The organism is Staphylococcus cohnii subsp. cohnii (assembly GCF_002902365.1).
Classification (GTDB): Bacteria; Bacillota; Bacilli; order Staphylococcales; family Staphylococcaceae; genus Staphylococcus; species Staphylococcus cohnii.
Genome location: NZ_PPQC01000067.1, coordinates 39544 through 56568, shown reverse-complemented (window position 1 = coordinate 56568; position 17025 = coordinate 39544). Strand labels below are relative to the sequence as shown.

The 17025-nt window shown below is 32.5% G+C and carries 17 protein-coding genes; 4 read left to right on the top strand and 13 right to left on the bottom strand.

What is annotated here, in order from left to right:
* Window positions 1–2: 2 nt before the first annotated feature.
* The 9 genes from CD032_RS11385 to CD032_RS11345 all read right to left on the bottom strand — a co-directional run bounded on the left by CD032_RS11385 (window position 3) and on the right by CD032_RS11345 (window position 8973).
* Window positions 3–806, bottom strand: coding sequence for an ABC transporter permease (locus tag CD032_RS11385; RefSeq protein WP_040030523.1), 804 nt, complete (start codon window positions 804–806; stop codon window positions 3–5).
* Entirely contained in the window at window positions 799–1893 is a 1095-nt protein-coding gene (locus tag CD032_RS11380) for an ABC transporter ATP-binding protein (protein WP_103211501.1), read from the bottom strand. Before CD032_RS11380 ends, CD032_RS11385 begins: the two co-directional genes overlap by 8 nt.
* An 11-nt stretch (window positions 1894–1904) precedes the next feature.
* Complete coding sequence (locus CD032_RS11375) at window positions 1905–2444, bottom strand: helix-turn-helix domain-containing protein (protein WP_019467843.1); 540 nt, start codon at window positions 2442–2444, stop codon at window positions 1905–1907.
* Between the two features lie 166 nt (window positions 2445–2610).
* Window positions 2611–2889 (bottom strand): UPF0223 family protein, encoded by a 279-nt coding sequence (locus CD032_RS11370; protein ID WP_019467844.1) that lies wholly within the window; start codon window positions 2887–2889, stop codon window positions 2611–2613.
* Between the two features lie 240 nt (window positions 2890–3129).
* On the bottom strand, window positions 3130–4536 hold the full coding sequence (lpdA, locus tag CD032_RS11365) for a dihydrolipoyl dehydrogenase (RefSeq protein WP_019467845.1): 1407 nt from the start codon (window positions 4534–4536) through the stop codon (window positions 3130–3132).
* Between the two features lie 3 nt (window positions 4537–4539).
* Window positions 4540–5847, bottom strand: coding sequence for a dihydrolipoamide acetyltransferase family protein (locus CD032_RS11360; protein WP_040030520.1), 1308 nt, complete (start codon window positions 5845–5847; stop codon window positions 4540–4542).
* Window positions 5848–5988: 141 nt separating this feature from the next.
* A complete protein-coding gene (locus tag CD032_RS11355) occupies window positions 5989–6966 on the bottom strand; it encodes an alpha-ketoacid dehydrogenase subunit beta (RefSeq protein WP_040030519.1) in 978 nt (325 codons plus the stop codon).
* A gap of 3 nt (window positions 6967–6969) precedes the next feature.
* Window positions 6970–8082: a pyruvate dehydrogenase (acetyl-transferring) E1 component subunit alpha gene (pdhA, locus tag CD032_RS11350; protein ID WP_103211500.1), complete on the bottom strand. Its 1113-nt coding sequence runs from the start codon at window positions 8080–8082 to the stop codon at window positions 6970–6972.
* A gap of 264 nt (window positions 8083–8346) precedes the next feature.
* Complete coding sequence (locus CD032_RS11345) at window positions 8347–8973, bottom strand: YkyA family protein (RefSeq protein WP_019467849.1); 627 nt, start codon at window positions 8971–8973, stop codon at window positions 8347–8349.
* A gap of 122 nt (window positions 8974–9095) precedes the next feature.
* On the opposite strand from CD032_RS11345, the gene def reads away from it, so the two are divergent.
* The gene (gene def / locus CD032_RS11340; protein ID WP_019467850.1) at window positions 9096–9647 is read left to right on the top strand and encodes a peptide deformylase; all 552 of its coding nucleotides are present in this window, start codon (window positions 9096–9098) and stop codon (window positions 9645–9647) included.
* Between the two features lie 52 nt (window positions 9648–9699).
* Here def and CD032_RS11335 read toward each other — a convergent pair whose 3' ends face one another.
* A complete protein-coding gene (locus tag CD032_RS11335; RefSeq protein WP_019467851.1) occupies window positions 9700–9972 on the bottom strand; it encodes a hypothetical protein in 273 nt (90 codons plus the stop codon).
* Between the two features lie 483 nt (window positions 9973–10455).
* On the opposite strand from CD032_RS11335, the gene CD032_RS11330 reads away from it, so the two are divergent.
* Together CD032_RS11330 and rnjA are read left to right on the top strand one after the other, a co-directional pair.
* Complete coding sequence (locus CD032_RS11330) at window positions 10456–10671, top strand: DNA-dependent RNA polymerase subunit epsilon (RefSeq protein ID WP_019467852.1); 216 nt, start codon at window positions 10456–10458, stop codon at window positions 10669–10671.
* Window positions 10671–12536: a ribonuclease J1 gene (rnjA, locus tag CD032_RS11325; RefSeq protein WP_064264095.1), complete on the top strand. Its 1866-nt coding sequence runs from the start codon at window positions 10671–10673 to the stop codon at window positions 12534–12536. The genes CD032_RS11330 and rnjA overlap by 1 nt, the downstream gene beginning before the upstream one ends.
* Window positions 12537–12801: 265 nt before the next feature.
* On the opposite strand, the gene CD032_RS11320 is transcribed toward rnjA, so the two are convergent.
* From CD032_RS11320 to CD032_RS11310, 3 genes are all read right to left on the bottom strand, one after another.
* Window positions 12802–13461, bottom strand: a complete 660-nt coding sequence (locus tag CD032_RS11320) for a potassium channel family protein (RefSeq protein WP_103211499.1) — start codon at window positions 13459–13461, stop codon at window positions 12802–12804.
* 89 nt (window positions 13462–13550) lie between these two features.
* Window positions 13551–14567, bottom strand: a complete 1017-nt coding sequence (locus tag CD032_RS11315; RefSeq protein ID WP_026034735.1) for a cytochrome d ubiquinol oxidase subunit II — start codon at window positions 14565–14567, stop codon at window positions 13551–13553.
* The gene (locus CD032_RS11310) at window positions 14567–15919 is read right to left on the bottom strand and encodes a cytochrome ubiquinol oxidase subunit I (protein ID WP_019467856.1); all 1353 of its coding nucleotides are present in this window, start codon (window positions 15917–15919) and stop codon (window positions 14567–14569) included. Before CD032_RS11310 ends, CD032_RS11315 begins: the two co-directional genes overlap by 1 nt.
* Before the next feature lie 200 nt (window positions 15920–16119).
* On the opposite strand from CD032_RS11310, the gene CD032_RS11305 reads away from it, so the two are divergent.
* Entirely contained in the window at window positions 16120–16359 is a 240-nt protein-coding gene (locus tag CD032_RS11305) for a glutaredoxin family protein (protein WP_019467857.1), read from the top strand.
* Window positions 16360–17025: the final 666 nt, after the last annotated feature.

The window sequence follows — 17025 nt, the reverse complement described above, 5'->3', positions numbered from 1 at the left end:
ATTCACCCTTTTCCATTTGTAGATTTTTTATTTGTAATGATTAAGACAAAAGCCATAAAAAGAATGAGAAACAACGCAATAGTTGAACCCATCCCATAGTTTTGAATTACAAGAAATTGTTCCTCAATCGCCGTTCCAATATTAATGACTTTATTACCAGCAATTAACCTTGTGATCATAAACAAAGAAAGCGCAGGAATAAATGTAACTTGCACCCCTGTTAGTACGCCACGTTTTGTCAAAGGCATAATCACTTTTTTAAAGGTCATTAATCGACTAGCACCTAAATCACTTGAAGCTTGTAATAAATTATTTGGTATGTCCTTCATATTATTAAAAATTGGTAAAATCATAAATGGTATATAAATATAACTGGCTACAATTATAAAGGCAGGACCTGTAAATAAAAGTTCCGCTTTAGGTAAATGCAAACTATATAATATTCGGTTGATAATACCATCATGACTGAACAAGCCAATAAATGCATAGGTCTTTAGAAGTAAATTAATCCAAGTAGGTATAATTAATATCAATAACCATAAATTCTGATGTTTTGCTGTACGGATAAAGTATGCTGCTGGATAACTAATAAGCAACGTAGTCATCGTAATTAACACAGCGTACACTATAGAGTCCCATATCATCAAAAAATATTTTGGTGTCAGCATTTGTTTATAATTATGTAAACTAAAATGACCATGTATATCAATCATTGAGAAATAAATTAGCAAAATGACTGGCACAACGATAAATAAAACCATCCATAAAATATATGGTATAAATAAAAATCTATTTATTTTACGCATTATCATTAACCTCATAACTATTAATACGTTCATCAAACTCTGCTTCGGTTTCGCCAGGCACCATAATATGAATCGCTTCTGGTTCAAAAAACAAACCTACTTTATTACCTACTTCAGTTTTCTTTGTAGAATGCACCATCCACTCATAACCTTTTCTATCTACACAATTGATTTCATAGTGTACACCTCTAAATAACATAGAATCAACAGTCACTTCAAATAATCCTTCGTTGTGGTTTACTAACGCAATGTATTCTGGTCTGATTACGACTTCAACTTGTTGTTGACTAGGAATTCCCATATCAACACACTTAAATGCTTGGTCGTAAATATTAACAACATAATCTTCGACCATTGTCCCTTTCAAAATATTAGATTCTCCAATAAAATCAGCAACAAAACGATTTACTGGTTCATCATAAATATCTGTAGGTGTACCAAATTGTTGTATTTTCCCATCTTTCATAACAAAGATATAATCACTCAATGCCAATGCTTCTTCTTGATCATGTGTCACAAAAATAAAAGTAATACCTAATCTAGATTGAATTTCTCTTAATTCATATTGCATTTCAGTTCTTAATTTTAAATCCAATGCCGATAATGATTCGTCTAAAAGTAAAATCTCAGGTTCATTTACGATAGCTCGCGCAATTGCAATTCGTTGCTTTTGTCCACCACTCATACCATCTATCATTCTATTTTCAAAGCCAGTTAATTTCACTAATTTTAAAGCTTCCTGCACTTTAGCTTTAATTACTTCCTTATTTAATTTTTTTATTTTTAATCCAAATGCGATATTATCAAATACAGTCAAATGGGGAAATAAGGCATAATCTTGAAAAACAGTATTTACTTTTCTCTTATTAGCAGGAACTTGATTAATCAATTTTCCTTGATAAACGATTTGTCCATGATCAACTTGTTCAAAGCCTGCAATCAGTTTCAGAATTGTAGTTTTTCCACAACCAGAAGGGCCTAATAATGTGTAAAAATGTCCAGACTCAATATTCAAATCTATATTATCTAATATTTGAGTTCCATCATAAGCTTTACTTACTGATTGGAATGTCAATAAAGGGTTCATGTATTGTCCTCCTATAAATATGATGCTGTAGCAACAACCAAAACTTTCACATCTTGTGATGTAAGGTTCTTTAATCTATGTATTTGATTTGCTTTAAAATATAACGCATCTCCTTCTTCAGCGTGATAATAATCACTTCCTAATAAAAGTGAAACTTCGCCTTGTAGACAATATATAAATGTATCGGAATCTGATGGATCAAAACTTTTATACGATGCATTAGGTCTCAAAGTAAGTATTAACGGTTCCATTTCAAAATTATTCGATTGTGTGATTGGCCAATTTAGTAAATATCCTTTATCAGATTCATCATAATGAATTTGTTCATTTTTCCTATATAACACCTTAGTATTTGCTGAATCATAAAAAAATTCACGAGGAGTAGTACCTAACACTTCTAAAATATTAAAAAAAGTTTCCATACTTGGTGAGGCATGTTCACTTTCAATTTGTGAAACATATCCTTTAGATAGATTTGTACGCTCTGCCAGCTCACCTTGAGTGAGTTGCTTAATATTTCTAAGATTTTTTAATTTTTTTCCAATCTTCATTCTGTCACCTTATTTTTTTAATTTCTTATTTTGCACATTTAGGAAACAATAGTTAACCAAAACATGAGTATTATTTATACAAAAAAAGCTATATTTTGTTTACTTTTATCAAACATTTTGTTTAGTGCTTAATAAAAATATCAAAATATAGCTAAGATGACAATAGTTAAATTTGTTTTGAACTAAAATATTTTTGATTTGACGCATCTTTGACTGATTTTACTACTTTGTAACTATTGTAGCCGCTTTGTTTTTCAAATTCTTTAAATATTTGCTTTTCTTGGGCTTTACCTGGAACTATTTTTTTAAATTGATTGTAACGTTCTAACAGTACTTTACCTTCAACTTTTGATTCATAGTATTTTTCAATAGCATTAAAAAAAGCAACCACTTGCATCATTTCTTCATTTGTCCATTCAAGATCAATCGGATATGAATATTCCATATACTTATCCTCCCTATAATTAACAAATAGTTACCAAAATTTTAAAAAATGTAAAAAAAGAGCGGGACAGAAATCAAAATATAATAAATTGATTCCTTATTCCCGCCCCTATATATTTGTTGTAAGCTTTAAACATTTATACATTGATTTGAAAGCACTAGAACAGTAATCTCGTTCATTACTTCCATAACCATTTAAGATAAAACATCTAAAGTGTAACTATTTATACTTTTTAATTTATTACATTGTATGAATTGGTAATCCTAAAGCTTTTTCAGCAGCTTCCATAGACATTTCACCTAATGTTGGGTGAGCATGTACAGTTAATGCTAAATCTTCAGCATTCATACCAGCTTCTATTGCTAAGCCTAATTCAGAGATAATGTCAGAAGCACCAGTACCAACTACTTGTGCACCAACTAGTGTATTATCTTCTTTAAGTGTTAACAATTTAACGAAACCAGTTGTATCATCTAATGATAATGCACGACCGTTTGCTGCGTATGGGAATTTAGAAGCTGTAACTTCTAATCCTTCTTCTTTTGCTTGCGCTTCAGTGTAACCTACTTGTGCTAGTTCTGGTTCTGTGAAACAAACAGCAGGCATACCAATGTAATCCACTTCTGATGCTTCTCCAGAAATAACCTCAGCAGCTACTTTTGCTTCATAGCTCGCTTTATGAGCTAATGGTAGCCCAGGAACGATATCACCAATTGCAAAAATGTTGTCGATAGAAGTACGGCTTTGTTTGTCTACTTCTAATAATCCACGATCTGCGAATTTAAGGCCTAATTCTTCTAAACCTAATTCATCAGTGTTTGGACGACGACCAACAGTAACTAATACATAATCAGCATCAATCGTTTGTTCTTCACCTTTAACTTCATAAGTTACTTTAACACCGTTATCTGTTTCTTCAGCAGATTTAGCCATTGCTTCAGTAACAATTTCAACGCCTTTTTCTTTCATGCCTTTTTTAACAGGTTGTGTCATTTGTTTTTCGAAGCCGCCTAAGATATCTTTAGCACCTTCTAAAATAGTAACTTCTGAACCAAAGTTTGCAAATGCAGTACCTAGTTCTGAACCGATATAACCGCCACCAACGACTACTAATTTACCAGGAACTTCTTGTAAATTCAAAGCACCAGTTGAATCAATAACACGGTTACCAAATTCGAAATTAGGAATTTCAATTGGTCTTGAACCAGTTGCAATGATTGCATGTTTGAAGTTATAAGTTTGAGCACTTTTCTCATCCATAACACGTAAACTATTGTTATCTACGAAATAAGCTTCACCTTTAACGATTTCTACTTTGTTTCCTTTTAATAATCCTTCAACGCCACCAGTTAATTTCTTAACAACTGATTGTTTGAATTCTTGAACTTTGTCAAATTTAAGTGAAACACTTTCAGCAATAACACCTAAATTTTCAGAGTTTTTAGTTTCATCATAACGGTGAGATGCGTGTAATAATGCTTTTGATGGAATACATCCAACGTTAAGACATACACCGCCTAATTCGCCTTTTTCAACGATTGTTACTTTTTGACCTAATTGTGCTGCACGAATTGCTGCAACATATCCTCCAGGTCCTGCTCCGATTACAATAGTATCTGTTTCAATTGGGAAATCTCCAACTACCATGTTTTACCCCTCCATTAATAATAATTCTGGATTATTTAATAAACGCTTGATATGGTTCATTGCATTTTGTCCAGTAGCACCATCGATTTGTCTATGGTCAAAGCTTAATGATAATGATAATACTGGCGCAGCTACAATTTCTCCGTCTTTAACGATAGGTTTTTGGGCAATACGACCAATACCTAAGATAGCTACTTCTGGATGATTTATAACTGGTGTGAACCATTGTCCACCTGCTGATCCAATATTACTAATAGTACAAGTAGCACCTTTCATTTCATCTGAAGTTAATTTACCATCGCGTGCTTTTACAGCTAATTCATTAATTTCATCTGAAATTTGGAACATAGACTTACGGTCAGCATGTTTGACAACAGGTACTAATAAACCTCTGTCTGTATCAGCTGCAATACCAATATTCCAATAATGCTTGTGTACAATTTCTCCAGCTTCTTCATTAAATTCTGTGTTAAGTGCTGGATATTTCTTAAGTGCAGAAACAAGAGCTTTCACTACATAAGGTAAGAATGTTAATTTAGTACCTTGCTCAGCTGCAACTTCTTTGAATTTTTTACGATGATCCCATAATTCTTGAACATCAATTTCATCCATTAAAGTTACGTGAGGTGCAGTGTGTTTAGAATTCACCATTGCTTTTGCGATTGCTTTACGCATAGCAGGAATTTTTTCTGTTGTTTCTGGGAATTCACCTTCACTAGAAACTGGCGCTGATTGTGCTGTGCTCGCAGAAGTTTCTTCTGCAGTTTCACTTGCACTTTCAGTTGAAGCTGCACTTGCATCTCCATTTAAGTATGCATCAATGTCTTCTTTCGTTGTACGTCCATTTTTACCTGAAGCTACAACTGCTTTAATGTTTACGCCATTTTCACGTGCATATTTACGTACTGAAGGCATTGCTTTAACACGTTTATTTTCATCTACATCTTCATCAGCTGATGATTGCGTTGCTGCCGCTGCTTCAGAGCTTTCTTCTTTAGCAGGTTCTGCTTCTGCTTCAGCTTCATCTTTAGACTCACTGCTACCGCTACCTTTAAATTCCATATCTTCTGCATCAGGCGCGTCAATTTTAACAATTGTATCTCCGACAACAGCTACTGTACCTTCATCTACAAGTACTTCTTCCACTGTACCTGACACAGGTGACGGAATTTCTACTACAGATTTGTCATTTTGAACTTCAGCTAAAACATCATCTTCTTCGATAGTATCTCCAGCTTTAACAAACCATTTTACAATTTCACCTTCGTGGATACCTTCACCAATATCGGGTAATTTAAATTCAAATGCCACGTTATTATCCTCCTAAAAATTCATATTTAGTCAAAAATTAGAAAATGAGAGCGGAACTTATGATTCGCAATCTCATGCTGTTTTATTATTAATCAATGAAGTCGGGATAACATTTTAAAAGTTATACCAAACTTATTAATATTAGAATTCTAATGTTGCTTTTGCTTTTTCAACGATATCGTTTTTGTTTGGTAACCAAACATTTTCAGCTTGAGTAAACGGATAAACGGTATCAGCAGCAGCTACACGAGCAATAGGTGCTTCTAATGACAGAATTGCGCGCTCTGCTAATTCTGAAGCAACAGTAGCTCCAACACCAGCTTGACGTTGTGCTTCTTGAACTACGACTGCACGTCCAGTTTTTTCTACTGAAGCAACTAACGTTTCTATGTCGATTGGTTGCACAGTACGTAAATCAATAACTTCCACTGAATGACCATCTTTTTCTAATTCTTCAGCAGCTTTTAATGATTCTTGTACCATAGCACCATAAGCTATTAATGTAATGTCATTACCTTCTTGTTTGACACTCGCTTTGCCAATTTCAATTGTATACTCTTCATCAGGCACTTCTTCACGGAAAGAACGATACAATTTCATGTGTTCTAAATATACAACTGGGTCGTTACTTCTAATTGCAGAAATTAATAATCCTTTTGCGTCATAAGGACTAGATGGGATAACTACATTCAATCCTGGTGATTGAGCTAAGATACCTTCTAAATTATCTGCGTGTAATTCAGGAGTGTGCACACCACCACCAAATGGGGCGCGAATAGTTACTGGTGCTTGTTTTGAGTTACCAGAACGGAAACGTGTACGTGCAATTTGACCTGCAACAGAGTCAAACACTTCAAATACGAATCCTAAGAATTGGATTTCCATAACTGGACGGTAACCTTGTGTAGTTAAGCCTAGAGCTAAACCACCAATTCCAGATTCTGCTAAAGGTGTATCAAATACTCGGTCTTCACCGAATTCTTTTTGTAATCCTTCAGTTACACGGAATACACCACCGTTAACACCGACGTCTTCACCGAAAAGTAAGACATTTTCATCATTTTGTAATTCGGTTTTAAGCGCATTATTAATCGCTTGAACCATTGTCATTTGTGCCATCGGTTACTTCGACTCCTTCTCTTTATAGATTTCATATTGTTCTGCTAAATGTTGAGGCATTTCTTCATACATATTTTCCATTAAGTCTGTAACTTTTTGTTTTTCTGTATTATCCGCTTCTTTGATAGCAGTTTTAATTTCAGCTTTCGCACGATCGATTACTTCGTTTTCTTTCTCTTCAGTCCATAGACCTTTATTTTCAAGATGTTTTCTTAAACGAACTAATGGATCTTTTTTCTCCCATTCAGAATCTTCGTCTGAAGTTCTATATTTCGTTGGATCGTCGCCAGCCATTGTATGTGGACCGTAACGATAAGTGATTGTTTCAATAAGTGTTGGACCTTCACCATTTACAGCACGATCACGAGCTTCTTTAGTTGCTTGATATACTGCAAGTGCATCCATTCCATCTACTTGTATGCCAGGAATACCTACTGAGATAGCTTTTTGAGCTAAAGTTTCAGCAGCTGTTTGTTTACTACGTGGCGTAGAAATCGCATAGTTATTATTTTGAATTACAAATATTGCTGGCGCTTTGTAAGCTGAAGCGAAGTTAATACCTTCATAGAAATCACCTTGTGAAGAACCACCATCACCAGTATATGTGATTGCTACAGCTTGTTTCCCGCGTTTTTTAAGTCCAAGTGCAACACCAGCTGTTTGTACGTATTGTGCACCGATAATAATTTGTGGGCTTAGTGCATTAACACCTTCAGGCATTCTATTTCCTTTGAAGTGACCTCTAGAGAATAAAAATGCTTCAGTTAATGGCAGACCTTGCCAAATTAATTGTGGAACATCACGATAACCAGGAAGAATAAAGTCTTCTTGTTCTAATGCATATTGAGAAGCTAACTGTGAAGCTTCTTGTCCAGCAGTAGGTGCATAGAATCCTAATCTTCCTTGTCTATTTAGTGAAATAGAACGTTGATCAAGAATACGTGTCCAAACCATTCTTTCCATTAATTCTACTAATTGCTCGTCTGATAAATCAGGTACTAGATCTTTATTAACGATATTACCGTCTTCATCCAAAATTTGGATCATTTCAAATTGAGATTCAGTATCTTTCAATACTTTCTCTGCATCGAATTGGGCTTTCAATTTCGGAGCCATTCAATTCACCATACCTTTCCCGTATAATAGAAATTCATTTTATCCTTTAACATTGTATCACAAAACTGTTTCACTGTTAAACAAATATGAAAAGTTCTGTAATACAGTAAATAGGTACAGTTTTAAAACTGTATTACTATTTTCAAACATGCTGTACTATCTTTTTTACAAGTTTCAAATTGTCCACTCCCAAAAGAATGTAAGCGTCCTCATTTATTATGCTATAGTTATTTACCTTAAATTTCAAATTAATAGCATTTTAAGTTAATTTAAATTATCTACATCTTGTTTTTCTTTATTTACTTTTTCCATTGCATCTTTGTATTTATCAAAAGATTTATCCATAGTTTTATATGATTTGGATACAGCTTCTGTCTTTTTATTCATTTCCTCTTGGTTTGCTTGATCACGAGATCCATATTCAAATAAATCTTTTTCTTTGTTCATAATATTTTTGTATGCATTTGCATAGTTATCATGTGCTTTATATTTATTTTTCAAAGCATCATTTAATTCTTTCACTTCTTTTTTCTTATCTTTATCACTAATATTATCTAAATGTTTTTGTGCTTTTTTAAATTCTTTTTCTGAATTATCTAACGCATTTTCTTCTTTTTTAAATTCTTTTTGTCTTTCTTCAACATTATCTACAATTTTTTCAGAAGTTTGTTTGGCTTCTTGTTGATCTTTCCCATTGATTTTTTTAACAAGCTTTTGTTTTTTTTGCTCTAGTTCATTAAGTTTTTTGCCTACTGATGAAACAGGCTTTTCTTCATCGAATGCTTGTTGTATTTTTTCATTATAATCTTTTATTTCACCTTTATCAGTTGTACATCCAGCTATAAGTACAGTGGAAGCTAGTATGGCACCAATACCATATTTAAATTTCATTTTGAGAAATCCTCCTTTTTTGTGTGCTATATTATATAATAAATTTTAATAAATCAAATTTATTACTGTATTTTATTTGGTAATCTTTGGTATATTTTATATTAAGGAAGGTGTATGAACAAATGTTAACAATGAAAGATATAATTAGAGACGGACATCCAACACTACGTGAAAAAGCTAAAGATGTCGAAATCCCATTATCAGATGAAGATAGAGAGACATTAAAATCTATGAGAGCATTTTTAATAAATAGCCAAGATGAAGAAACTGCTAATAAATATGGTCTTCGTTCTGGCGTCGGACTTGCAGCACCACAAATCAATATTTCTAAAAGAATGATTGCCGTCTATTTACCAGATGATGGAGAAGGTAAAAGTTATGACTTGATGTTAGTAAATCCTAAAATTATGAGTCATAGCATTCAAGAAGCCTATTTACCTACTGGTGAGGGTTGCTTAAGTGTAGACGAAAATGTACCAGGCCTAGTACATCGTAAATATAGAGTCACTGTTAAAGCAAAAGATATAGATGGTAATGATGTTAAACTACGATTAAAAGGTTATCCAGCTGTTGTTGTTCAACATGAAATAGACCATATTAATGGTATCATGTTTTATGATCACATAGATTCAGAACATCCACTGCAACCTCATGAAGATGCAGTAGAAGTATAAAAAAGAACTGTTAGTATATGTGGCAATTGCACACGTTTACTAACAGTTCTTTTTACATAAAATCGTCTCTTCTTTCATGGTACATTATATTCAATTCTTGTAATTCTTTCTTCAAAGCATTTAATTCTTGTATATCAATAAATACAGGATCATGATTGTGCTTTACATAATTTTGATCTCCATTCACAGTATCAATGATTTCATTGTAATTGAAAAACATGATAACTTGTTCCGCACGTATTTCAAATGTAATATCTTGAAAGACCTTATCAGTTCGTTGTTTTTCATTTTTAATATCTTCAACAATACGCTTCACTTTATCCATAGCAACCACCTTCATTTCATCTCTATTACTTTTTACTTTATATTATTACTTATTATATTTCCTTTTAATCATAATTAATTTTTATTATCGACTCAAGCTATTTGGTAATTCATTTAATATTTCAAAATGATTAATTTAAATTTACTCATGTTAAACACCTTATATATAGCGAATCACTTTTTTCTACATATTAAGTATCAGTAGAAAATAAAACTGCTTTATTTATTCTACTACATCATGTAAAATGAGAAATAACTGAAAACATACAAATGCTTTCTAATTGTATTTTTCTATACGAACGAATTTAAAATGACCCTAGAAACATACTGGGCAAATGCTCGTATGTTCTCTTTATATAAAAACGTAGTTTCAATACACTTTTAGTAAATATCATTTTATTTAAGATTAAGAAGCTCACAAAATAATATACATTTCAGGGTTTATATAAATAATTTAACCAAATTTTAGGAGGAAATAGATATAATGGCAGTATTTAAAGTATTTTTTCAACATAACAAAGAAGAAGTAGTTGTTAGAGAACATACACAAACTATTTATGTTGAAGCTCAATCAGAAGAACAAGTAAGAAGATATTTGAAAGACCGTAATTACAATATCGAGTTTATTACTAAACTTGAGGGCGCACATTTAGAATATGAAAAACAATCTGATCACTTTAATGTGGAGCAAGCTGAGTAATGAAACAAATTCATAAAAATGAAGTTGCGGTTTATGCCCTTGGTGGCTTAGGTGAAATCGGAAAAAACACTTATGCCGTAGAATATCAGGATGAAATCGTAATTATAGATGCAGGTATCAAATTCCCTGATGATAACTTATTAGGTATTGATTACGTGATTCCTGACATTACTTATTTAGAACAGAACCAAGACAAAATAGTTGGTCTGTTTATAACACACGGCCACGAAGACCATATAGGTGGTGTGCCCTACCTATTAAAACAAATAAACGTGCCTATATATGGTGGACCATTAGCTTTAGGTTTAATCAGAAATAAGCTGGAAGAACATCACTTGTTAAGAACAACAAAACTTATTGAAATTGAAGAAAGTTCCGTTATCAAATCTAAACATTTCGAAGTTTCTTTCTATTTAACAACACATAGTATTCCAGAATCATATGGTGTTATTGTTAATACACCAGAAGGTAATATTGTTCACACTGGAGATTTCAAATTTGATTTTACGCCAGTTGGTGAGCCAGCAAATATAGCGAAAATGGCGAAACTCGGAGAAGAAGGTGTACTTTGTTTACTTTCAGACTCTACTAACTCATTAGTTCCTGATTTTACATTGAGTGAACGTGAAGTAGGCCAAAATGTTGAAAAGATATTCCGTAATTGTAGTGGTAGAATTATCTTTGCAACTTTTGCTTCTAATATCTACCGTGTTCAACAAGCAGTCGAAGCTGCAATTAAACACAACCGTAAAATTGTAACTTTTGGTCGCTCAATGGAAAACAATATTAAAATTGGTATGGAACTCGGTTATATCAAAGCACCACCTGAAACATTTATAGAACCAAACAAAATTAATAGTGTTCCTAAACATGAGTTACTCATTTTATGTACAGGTTCACAAGGTGAACCAATGGCAGCTTTATCAAGAATTGCTAACGGTACACACAAACAAATAAAAATTATTCCAGAAGATACTGTTGTATTTAGTTCTTCGCCTATTCCAGGTAATACTAAAAGTATCAACCGCACAATAAATTCATTATATCGCGCTGGTGCTGAAGTAATACACAATAAGGTTTCAAACATTCACACATCTGGACACGGATCTAAAGGTGATCAACAATTAATGTTACGCTTACTACGTCCAAAATTCTTCCTTCCTATTCATGGCGAATATCGTATGTTAAAAGCACACGGTCAATCAGGAATTGAATGTGGCGTAGAACCAGACAACGTGTTTATCTTTGATATCGGTGACGTCTTAGCTTTAACACATAATTCAGCTAGAAAAGCTGGAAGAATACCATCCGGCAACGTGTTAGTCGATGGTAGCGGTATTGGAGATATTGGAAATGTAGTTCTTCGAGATAGAAAATTATTGTCTGAAGAAGGTTTAGTCATCGTCGTCGTTAGTATAGACTTTAAAACAAATAAACTACTCTCAGGCCCTGACATTATTTCTCGTGGTTTTGTTTACATGCGTGAATCTGGTCAATTAATATATGATGCTCAAAGAAAAATCAAGACCGATGTAATTTCTAAACTGAACCAAAATCCAGAAATACAATGGCATCAAATTAAATCATCAATCATTGAAACGCTGCAACCATATTTATTTGAAAAAACAGCACGTAAGCCAATGATTTTACCAGTGATAATGAAAGTAAATGAAGGTGATACACCTTCTCAAAATAAAAAACCACAAAATAAACCAAATCAAAAAAAAGACAATGCAAAAAAACACAATCCTAAATCTCAAAGCAAAAACACAAAAGTTTCGAACAATAAAACTAATAAAAACACAACTCAGAAATCAAAACCAAAAAAAGATGATAATCAATCAGATCAATCATCAGAATCATAATCATAACCAAAAATATAATCAGCTTTTCAAAATAAAGCACTCATCTATTTGCATTGGATGAGTGCTTTTTATATTAAAATACTTACTATTTTGAACGTATTGGTTTGCTTGTGTGTGGAGGATATAGTACGTCTCTACAGTATCACTCTTACATAATATACATATTGCGCATCACCAGTAAACAAAATCAGTTAAGTGTTAAAAAAAGAAGGGTATGGGCACCATTGATTCGTCCCTATCCCTTCTTTAATTTATATATTATTATTTATCTAACTCCCTTTTTTTCAAATCGGTTTAAGTCATTGTCATGGCCAATCATAATTAAAATATCTCCAATTTCAATATTTATGTTTGGATCCGGAGATACGATAATATCTCTGCCTCTTTTAATAGCAATAATACTTATACCATATTGAGCTCTAATATCTAATTCTATAATTGTTTGGCCTGCCATCTTTTCATTAACTTTAATTTCTACTATTGAATGTTCATCTGCTAATTCTAAATAATCTAAAACACTAGCACTAGCTACATTATGTGCAATTCTTCTGCCCATATCTCTTTCAGGATGAACAACAGTATCTGCACCAATTTTATTTAAAATTTTAGCATGATAATCATTTTGAGCCTTAGCCGTTACTTTTTTTACGCCCAACTCTTTTAAAATCAAAGTCGTTAACGTACTAGATTGAATATTTTCGCCTATTGCAACAATAACGTGATCAAAATTTCTAATACCTAAGCTTTTCATCACTGCTTCATCAGTTGTGTCAGCAATTACTGCATGTGTGGCAATATCACTATATTCATTCACACGCGCTTCATCCATATCAATCGCCATGACATCCATATCTAAAGCATTTAATTCTCTAACAATACTACCACCAAAACGACCTAAACCTATAACCACATATTCTTTATCCATATGCGTCCTCCAAAAATAAGATAATTGAAATATATCAAATATTAGTAGTTTAAACAATAAACATTACTACTGTATTTAAGTATATTTGTCTACTTTTTACCTTCAACATATTTTTTATCAAAAACAAATAATCTCAATAATAATATTAGCGATGGAATTAATAAAAGTAAACCTAAAATAAACGCAATGATTAAAGCAATAGCCATACCACTATTAACAACATGTTCATCTATGCGAATATATGGATATAAAATATATGGTAATTTACTTGCACCGTAGCCGAAGAACGCAAAAGCCATTTGTAAAATTACTAAAACAAATGCAAAACCGTGCCATTTTTTCATCAATGTGAGTAACATTGCACCAACAAAACATAGTAAGCTGAGTACAAACATCCACCAATAATCAAATACTGCTGTATAGAAATGCGTCTCATTTTGCAATCTTAATGATAGAAATACAAATAATGAAATAGCGATCATTGGCGGTCCCCAAAATAAGAACCAGTATCTTAATAACCCATAAGCAGGTTTATCATTTGCTTTTGAAGCATAGTAAGTTAAAAATCCAGATGAAATATAAAGTACGGATATAATTGCAAGAAATACAACCGACCATGAATATGGACTTAACAACAATTCAAACCAATTTAAATCTAAGTGATTACTTGAGCCAGTAATATAACCACCTTCAGAAATCGTTAAAGTAGTGGCTAAGGCTGCAGGTATGAATAAACCTGCTAAACCATATAGTACAAGCCACGGTAGTTTTGTATCTGGTCCATAGTTTTCAAAGGCATAAAAGCCACCTCTAATGGACAACAATATCAGCGCAATAGATGCTGGTAAAAGCAATACTGTACCGAAATACTTAGCTGAATCTGGGAAAAAACCAACCATTCCTACGAAAAAGAATACGAAGAAAACATTCGTTACTTCCCAAACTGGATTAAGGTAACGTGCAATCAAGTGATTAATTTTTTTATCTTGTTTTGTTATTTTAGCATGTAGCGTAAAGAAACCAGCACCAAAATCAATTGATGCAACAATAATATAACAAAATAAGAATATCCATAGTACCGTGATACCTATATATGCGAATACCATCATGCATCACCTCTTTCCGATGAAGTTACTTCAAATTCTTCGTATGCTGGTTTATCCTTAAACATTCTTATTAATACATAGGAAGAAGTAACAATTAATATTAAATATAATATACCAAATAATATTGTCACGAGTGTTAAGCCACCTGCTTGAGTAGCTGCTTCAGCCACTTTTAGATATCCACGTACAATCCAAGGTTGACGTCCTTGTTCAGTTAAGAACCAACCAAACTCTATCGCTAACATCGCTGCAGGTCCAGTTAATAAAGCACCGTATAACATTGGTTTTGAATAAGTGAATTTCCGTAATTTTTTAAAGCATAATGTTAGTACAAATGCAGCTGAAACAATTAAACAGAACACACCCATTGACACCATTAAATCAAAGTAATAATGGACAATCATTGGAGGATGTAATTCTTTTGGAAATTCATCCAAGCCTTTCACTTTAGTATTGACATTGTTATCAGCCAAGAAACTAAGTAGACTAGGAATTTTAATTGCTCCAGTTACTTCTTGTGTTTCTTCATTTAAAGAACCAAAAAGTACTAAATCAGCATTGGATTCCGTATCAAAATGCCACTCATACGCAGCTAGTTTTTCTGGTTGTTCTTGATGTAAAAATTTTGCAGATAAATCTCCTGCTAACATTGAACCTAAAGTAAAGATAATGCCAAGAATCATTGTTAACTTCAATGCTTTTTTATGATATTCTGCATCTTTTTTAAACTTATTTTTCACTAACTTGAATGCAGCAATGGCAGCTAGTACAAAAGCCATCGTCATAAAAGCAGTCGTTACAACGTGAAAAGATCTTATTAAAAATGAATCGTTAAACATTGCTACCCAAGGTTCAACATTTATCATTTTACCATTCTTAATATCAAAACCAGCTGGTGTATTCATAAATGAATTGACAGCCGTAATAAAGAAGGCAGAGAAAGAACCTCCAATAATCACTGGTATACTAATTAAAAAATGTGTCCATTTACTCTTAAATCTATCCCAAGTGTATAAATATATACTTAAGAAAATTGCTTCAAAGAAAAACGCAAATGTTTCCATAAATAACGGTAATGCAATCACATGGCCGCCCATTTGCATAAACGTTGGCCATAATAATGACAGTTGTAGTCCTATAATCGTACCTGTTACAACCCCAACTGCCACAGTAATCGTATAACCTTTAGACCATCTTTTGGCTAATGTTATATAATGAGGATCATTCTTTTTAATCCCTAAAAACTCAGCAACTGCAAACATCAATGGGACACCCACACCAATTGTTGCAAATATGATATGCACTGCAAGTGTCATTGCAGTTAGAAAACGAGCTAATTCAACTGAATCCATAATATCACCTTTTTAATTTATTTGTGACAAAAATCACAACGTCCATTCATTATAAACCCAATGGCTATGTTTTAAAATTAGTTAAACTCAGAATTAAGTGACAAATTAATGACCAATTACATGCAATTTTATAACTTGAATTTTAATTAAAAGTCACTTACCATTATAGAAAACGACTTTGTAGAAAGGATTGATGTTGAATGACTGATATCATCATTTACACACAGAATGACTGCCCTCCTTGTACCTTTATTAAAAACTATTTAACTGATAAAGGCTTTAAATATGTAGAAAAAAACATCGCTAATCAGCAATATCGAAATGAAATGATTGATTATGATGCTTTTGCAACACCTTTTATATTATTGAATGGTGAACCGATGTACCAGGTTGATATGGAAAAAATTAACCAAACCTTAAATATTGAAACAACACATTAAAACACTCAAATACAAACACATTAACTAAATCAACTGAAATAAGGCTAAATGCAACATTTTAAACGAGTTATCTAACCATAACCTAATTTCAACTAAAATAAACAATTTAGCAAGTTGCGACTTCTCTAAACTATTCAATTTCACATACATTTCCTTACCTTTTGAGTAAATTTTAATATAACTATAAAAACGTCTAGGACATAAAGTTCTTGAACAAGTGAAAAAGGCAATATCTATTGGATGTTATAGAAATTGCTTTTTTCATTAAAAATCGTTTCAACAATTTCATTCACATGTCGTGGCATATCATTTTTAGAAATAAGAGTTGAAGTTTCCATTGGTAATGTAAATTCAAGCCATGTTGTAATCTTTATAAATAAGGCGCTTCGTTATTTTAATAGTGCTTATAAAATTATACGAAAAAGCCTTATTTTTTAAATAACAAAATATAAATTATATCGATTTTGCATCGTGCTGACGCCCGGGGAATTGATATGAGCGAAAGACTACAGGCTCGAGCCATATCCCCAGGCAAGCATGCACAATCAAAATCGTAATATTTTAAATATAAAGAGGACCAATCCATATTAAGGATTGGCCCTCTTATTGTGAGAATGGGATTTGTGTCCCAATCTTTTTTATTTTGTATAATTACTTACTAAGTCT

Bases quoted from the DNA above. Each gene is read 5' to 3' on its own strand.
- CD032_RS11385 (WP_040030523.1), bottom strand. From the start codon at position 806: ATGCGTAAAATAAATAGATTTTTATTTATACCATATATTTTATGGATG.
- CD032_RS11380 (WP_103211501.1), bottom strand. From the start codon at position 1,893: ATGAACCCTTTATTGACATTCCAATCAGTAAGTAAAGCTTATGATGGA.
- CD032_RS11375 (WP_019467843.1), bottom strand. From the start codon at position 2,444: ATGAAGATTGGAAAAAAATTAAAAAATCTTAGAAATATTAAGCAACTC.
- CD032_RS11370 (WP_019467844.1), bottom strand. From the start codon at position 2,889: ATGGAATATTCATATCCGATTGATCTTGAATGGACAAATGAAGAAATG.
- lpdA (WP_019467845.1), bottom strand. From the start codon at position 4,536: ATGGTAGTTGGAGATTTCCCAATTGAAACAGATACTATTGTAATCGGA.
- CD032_RS11355 (WP_040030519.1), bottom strand. From the start codon at position 6,966: ATGGCACAAATGACAATGGTTCAAGCGATTAATAATGCGCTTAAAACC.
- pdhA (WP_103211500.1), bottom strand. From the start codon at position 8,082: ATGGCTCCGAAATTGAAAGCCCAATTCGATGCAGAGAAAGTATTGAAA.
- CD032_RS11345 (WP_019467849.1), bottom strand. From the start codon at position 8,973: ATGAAATTTAAATATGGTATTGGTGCCATACTAGCTTCCACTGTACTT.
- def (WP_019467850.1), top strand. From the start codon at position 9,096: ATGTTAACAATGAAAGATATAATTAGAGACGGACATCCAACACTACGT.
- CD032_RS11335 (WP_019467851.1), bottom strand. From the start codon at position 9,972: ATGGATAAAGTGAAGCGTATTGTTGAAGATATTAAAAATGAAAAACAA.
- CD032_RS11330 (WP_019467852.1), top strand. From the start codon at position 10,456: ATGGCAGTATTTAAAGTATTTTTTCAACATAACAAAGAAGAAGTAGTT.
- rnjA (WP_064264095.1), top strand. From the start codon at position 10,671: ATGAAACAAATTCATAAAAATGAAGTTGCGGTTTATGCCCTTGGTGGC.
- CD032_RS11320 (WP_103211499.1), bottom strand. From the start codon at position 13,461: ATGGATAAAGAATATGTGGTTATAGGTTTAGGTCGTTTTGGTGGTAGT.
- CD032_RS11315 (WP_026034735.1), bottom strand. From the start codon at position 14,567: ATGGTATTCGCATATATAGGTATCACGGTACTATGGATATTCTTATTT.
- CD032_RS11310 (WP_019467856.1), bottom strand. From the start codon at position 15,919: ATGGATTCAGTTGAATTAGCTCGTTTTCTAACTGCAATGACACTTGCA.
- CD032_RS11305 (WP_019467857.1), top strand. From the start codon at position 16,120: ATGACTGATATCATCATTTACACACAGAATGACTGCCCTCCTTGTACC.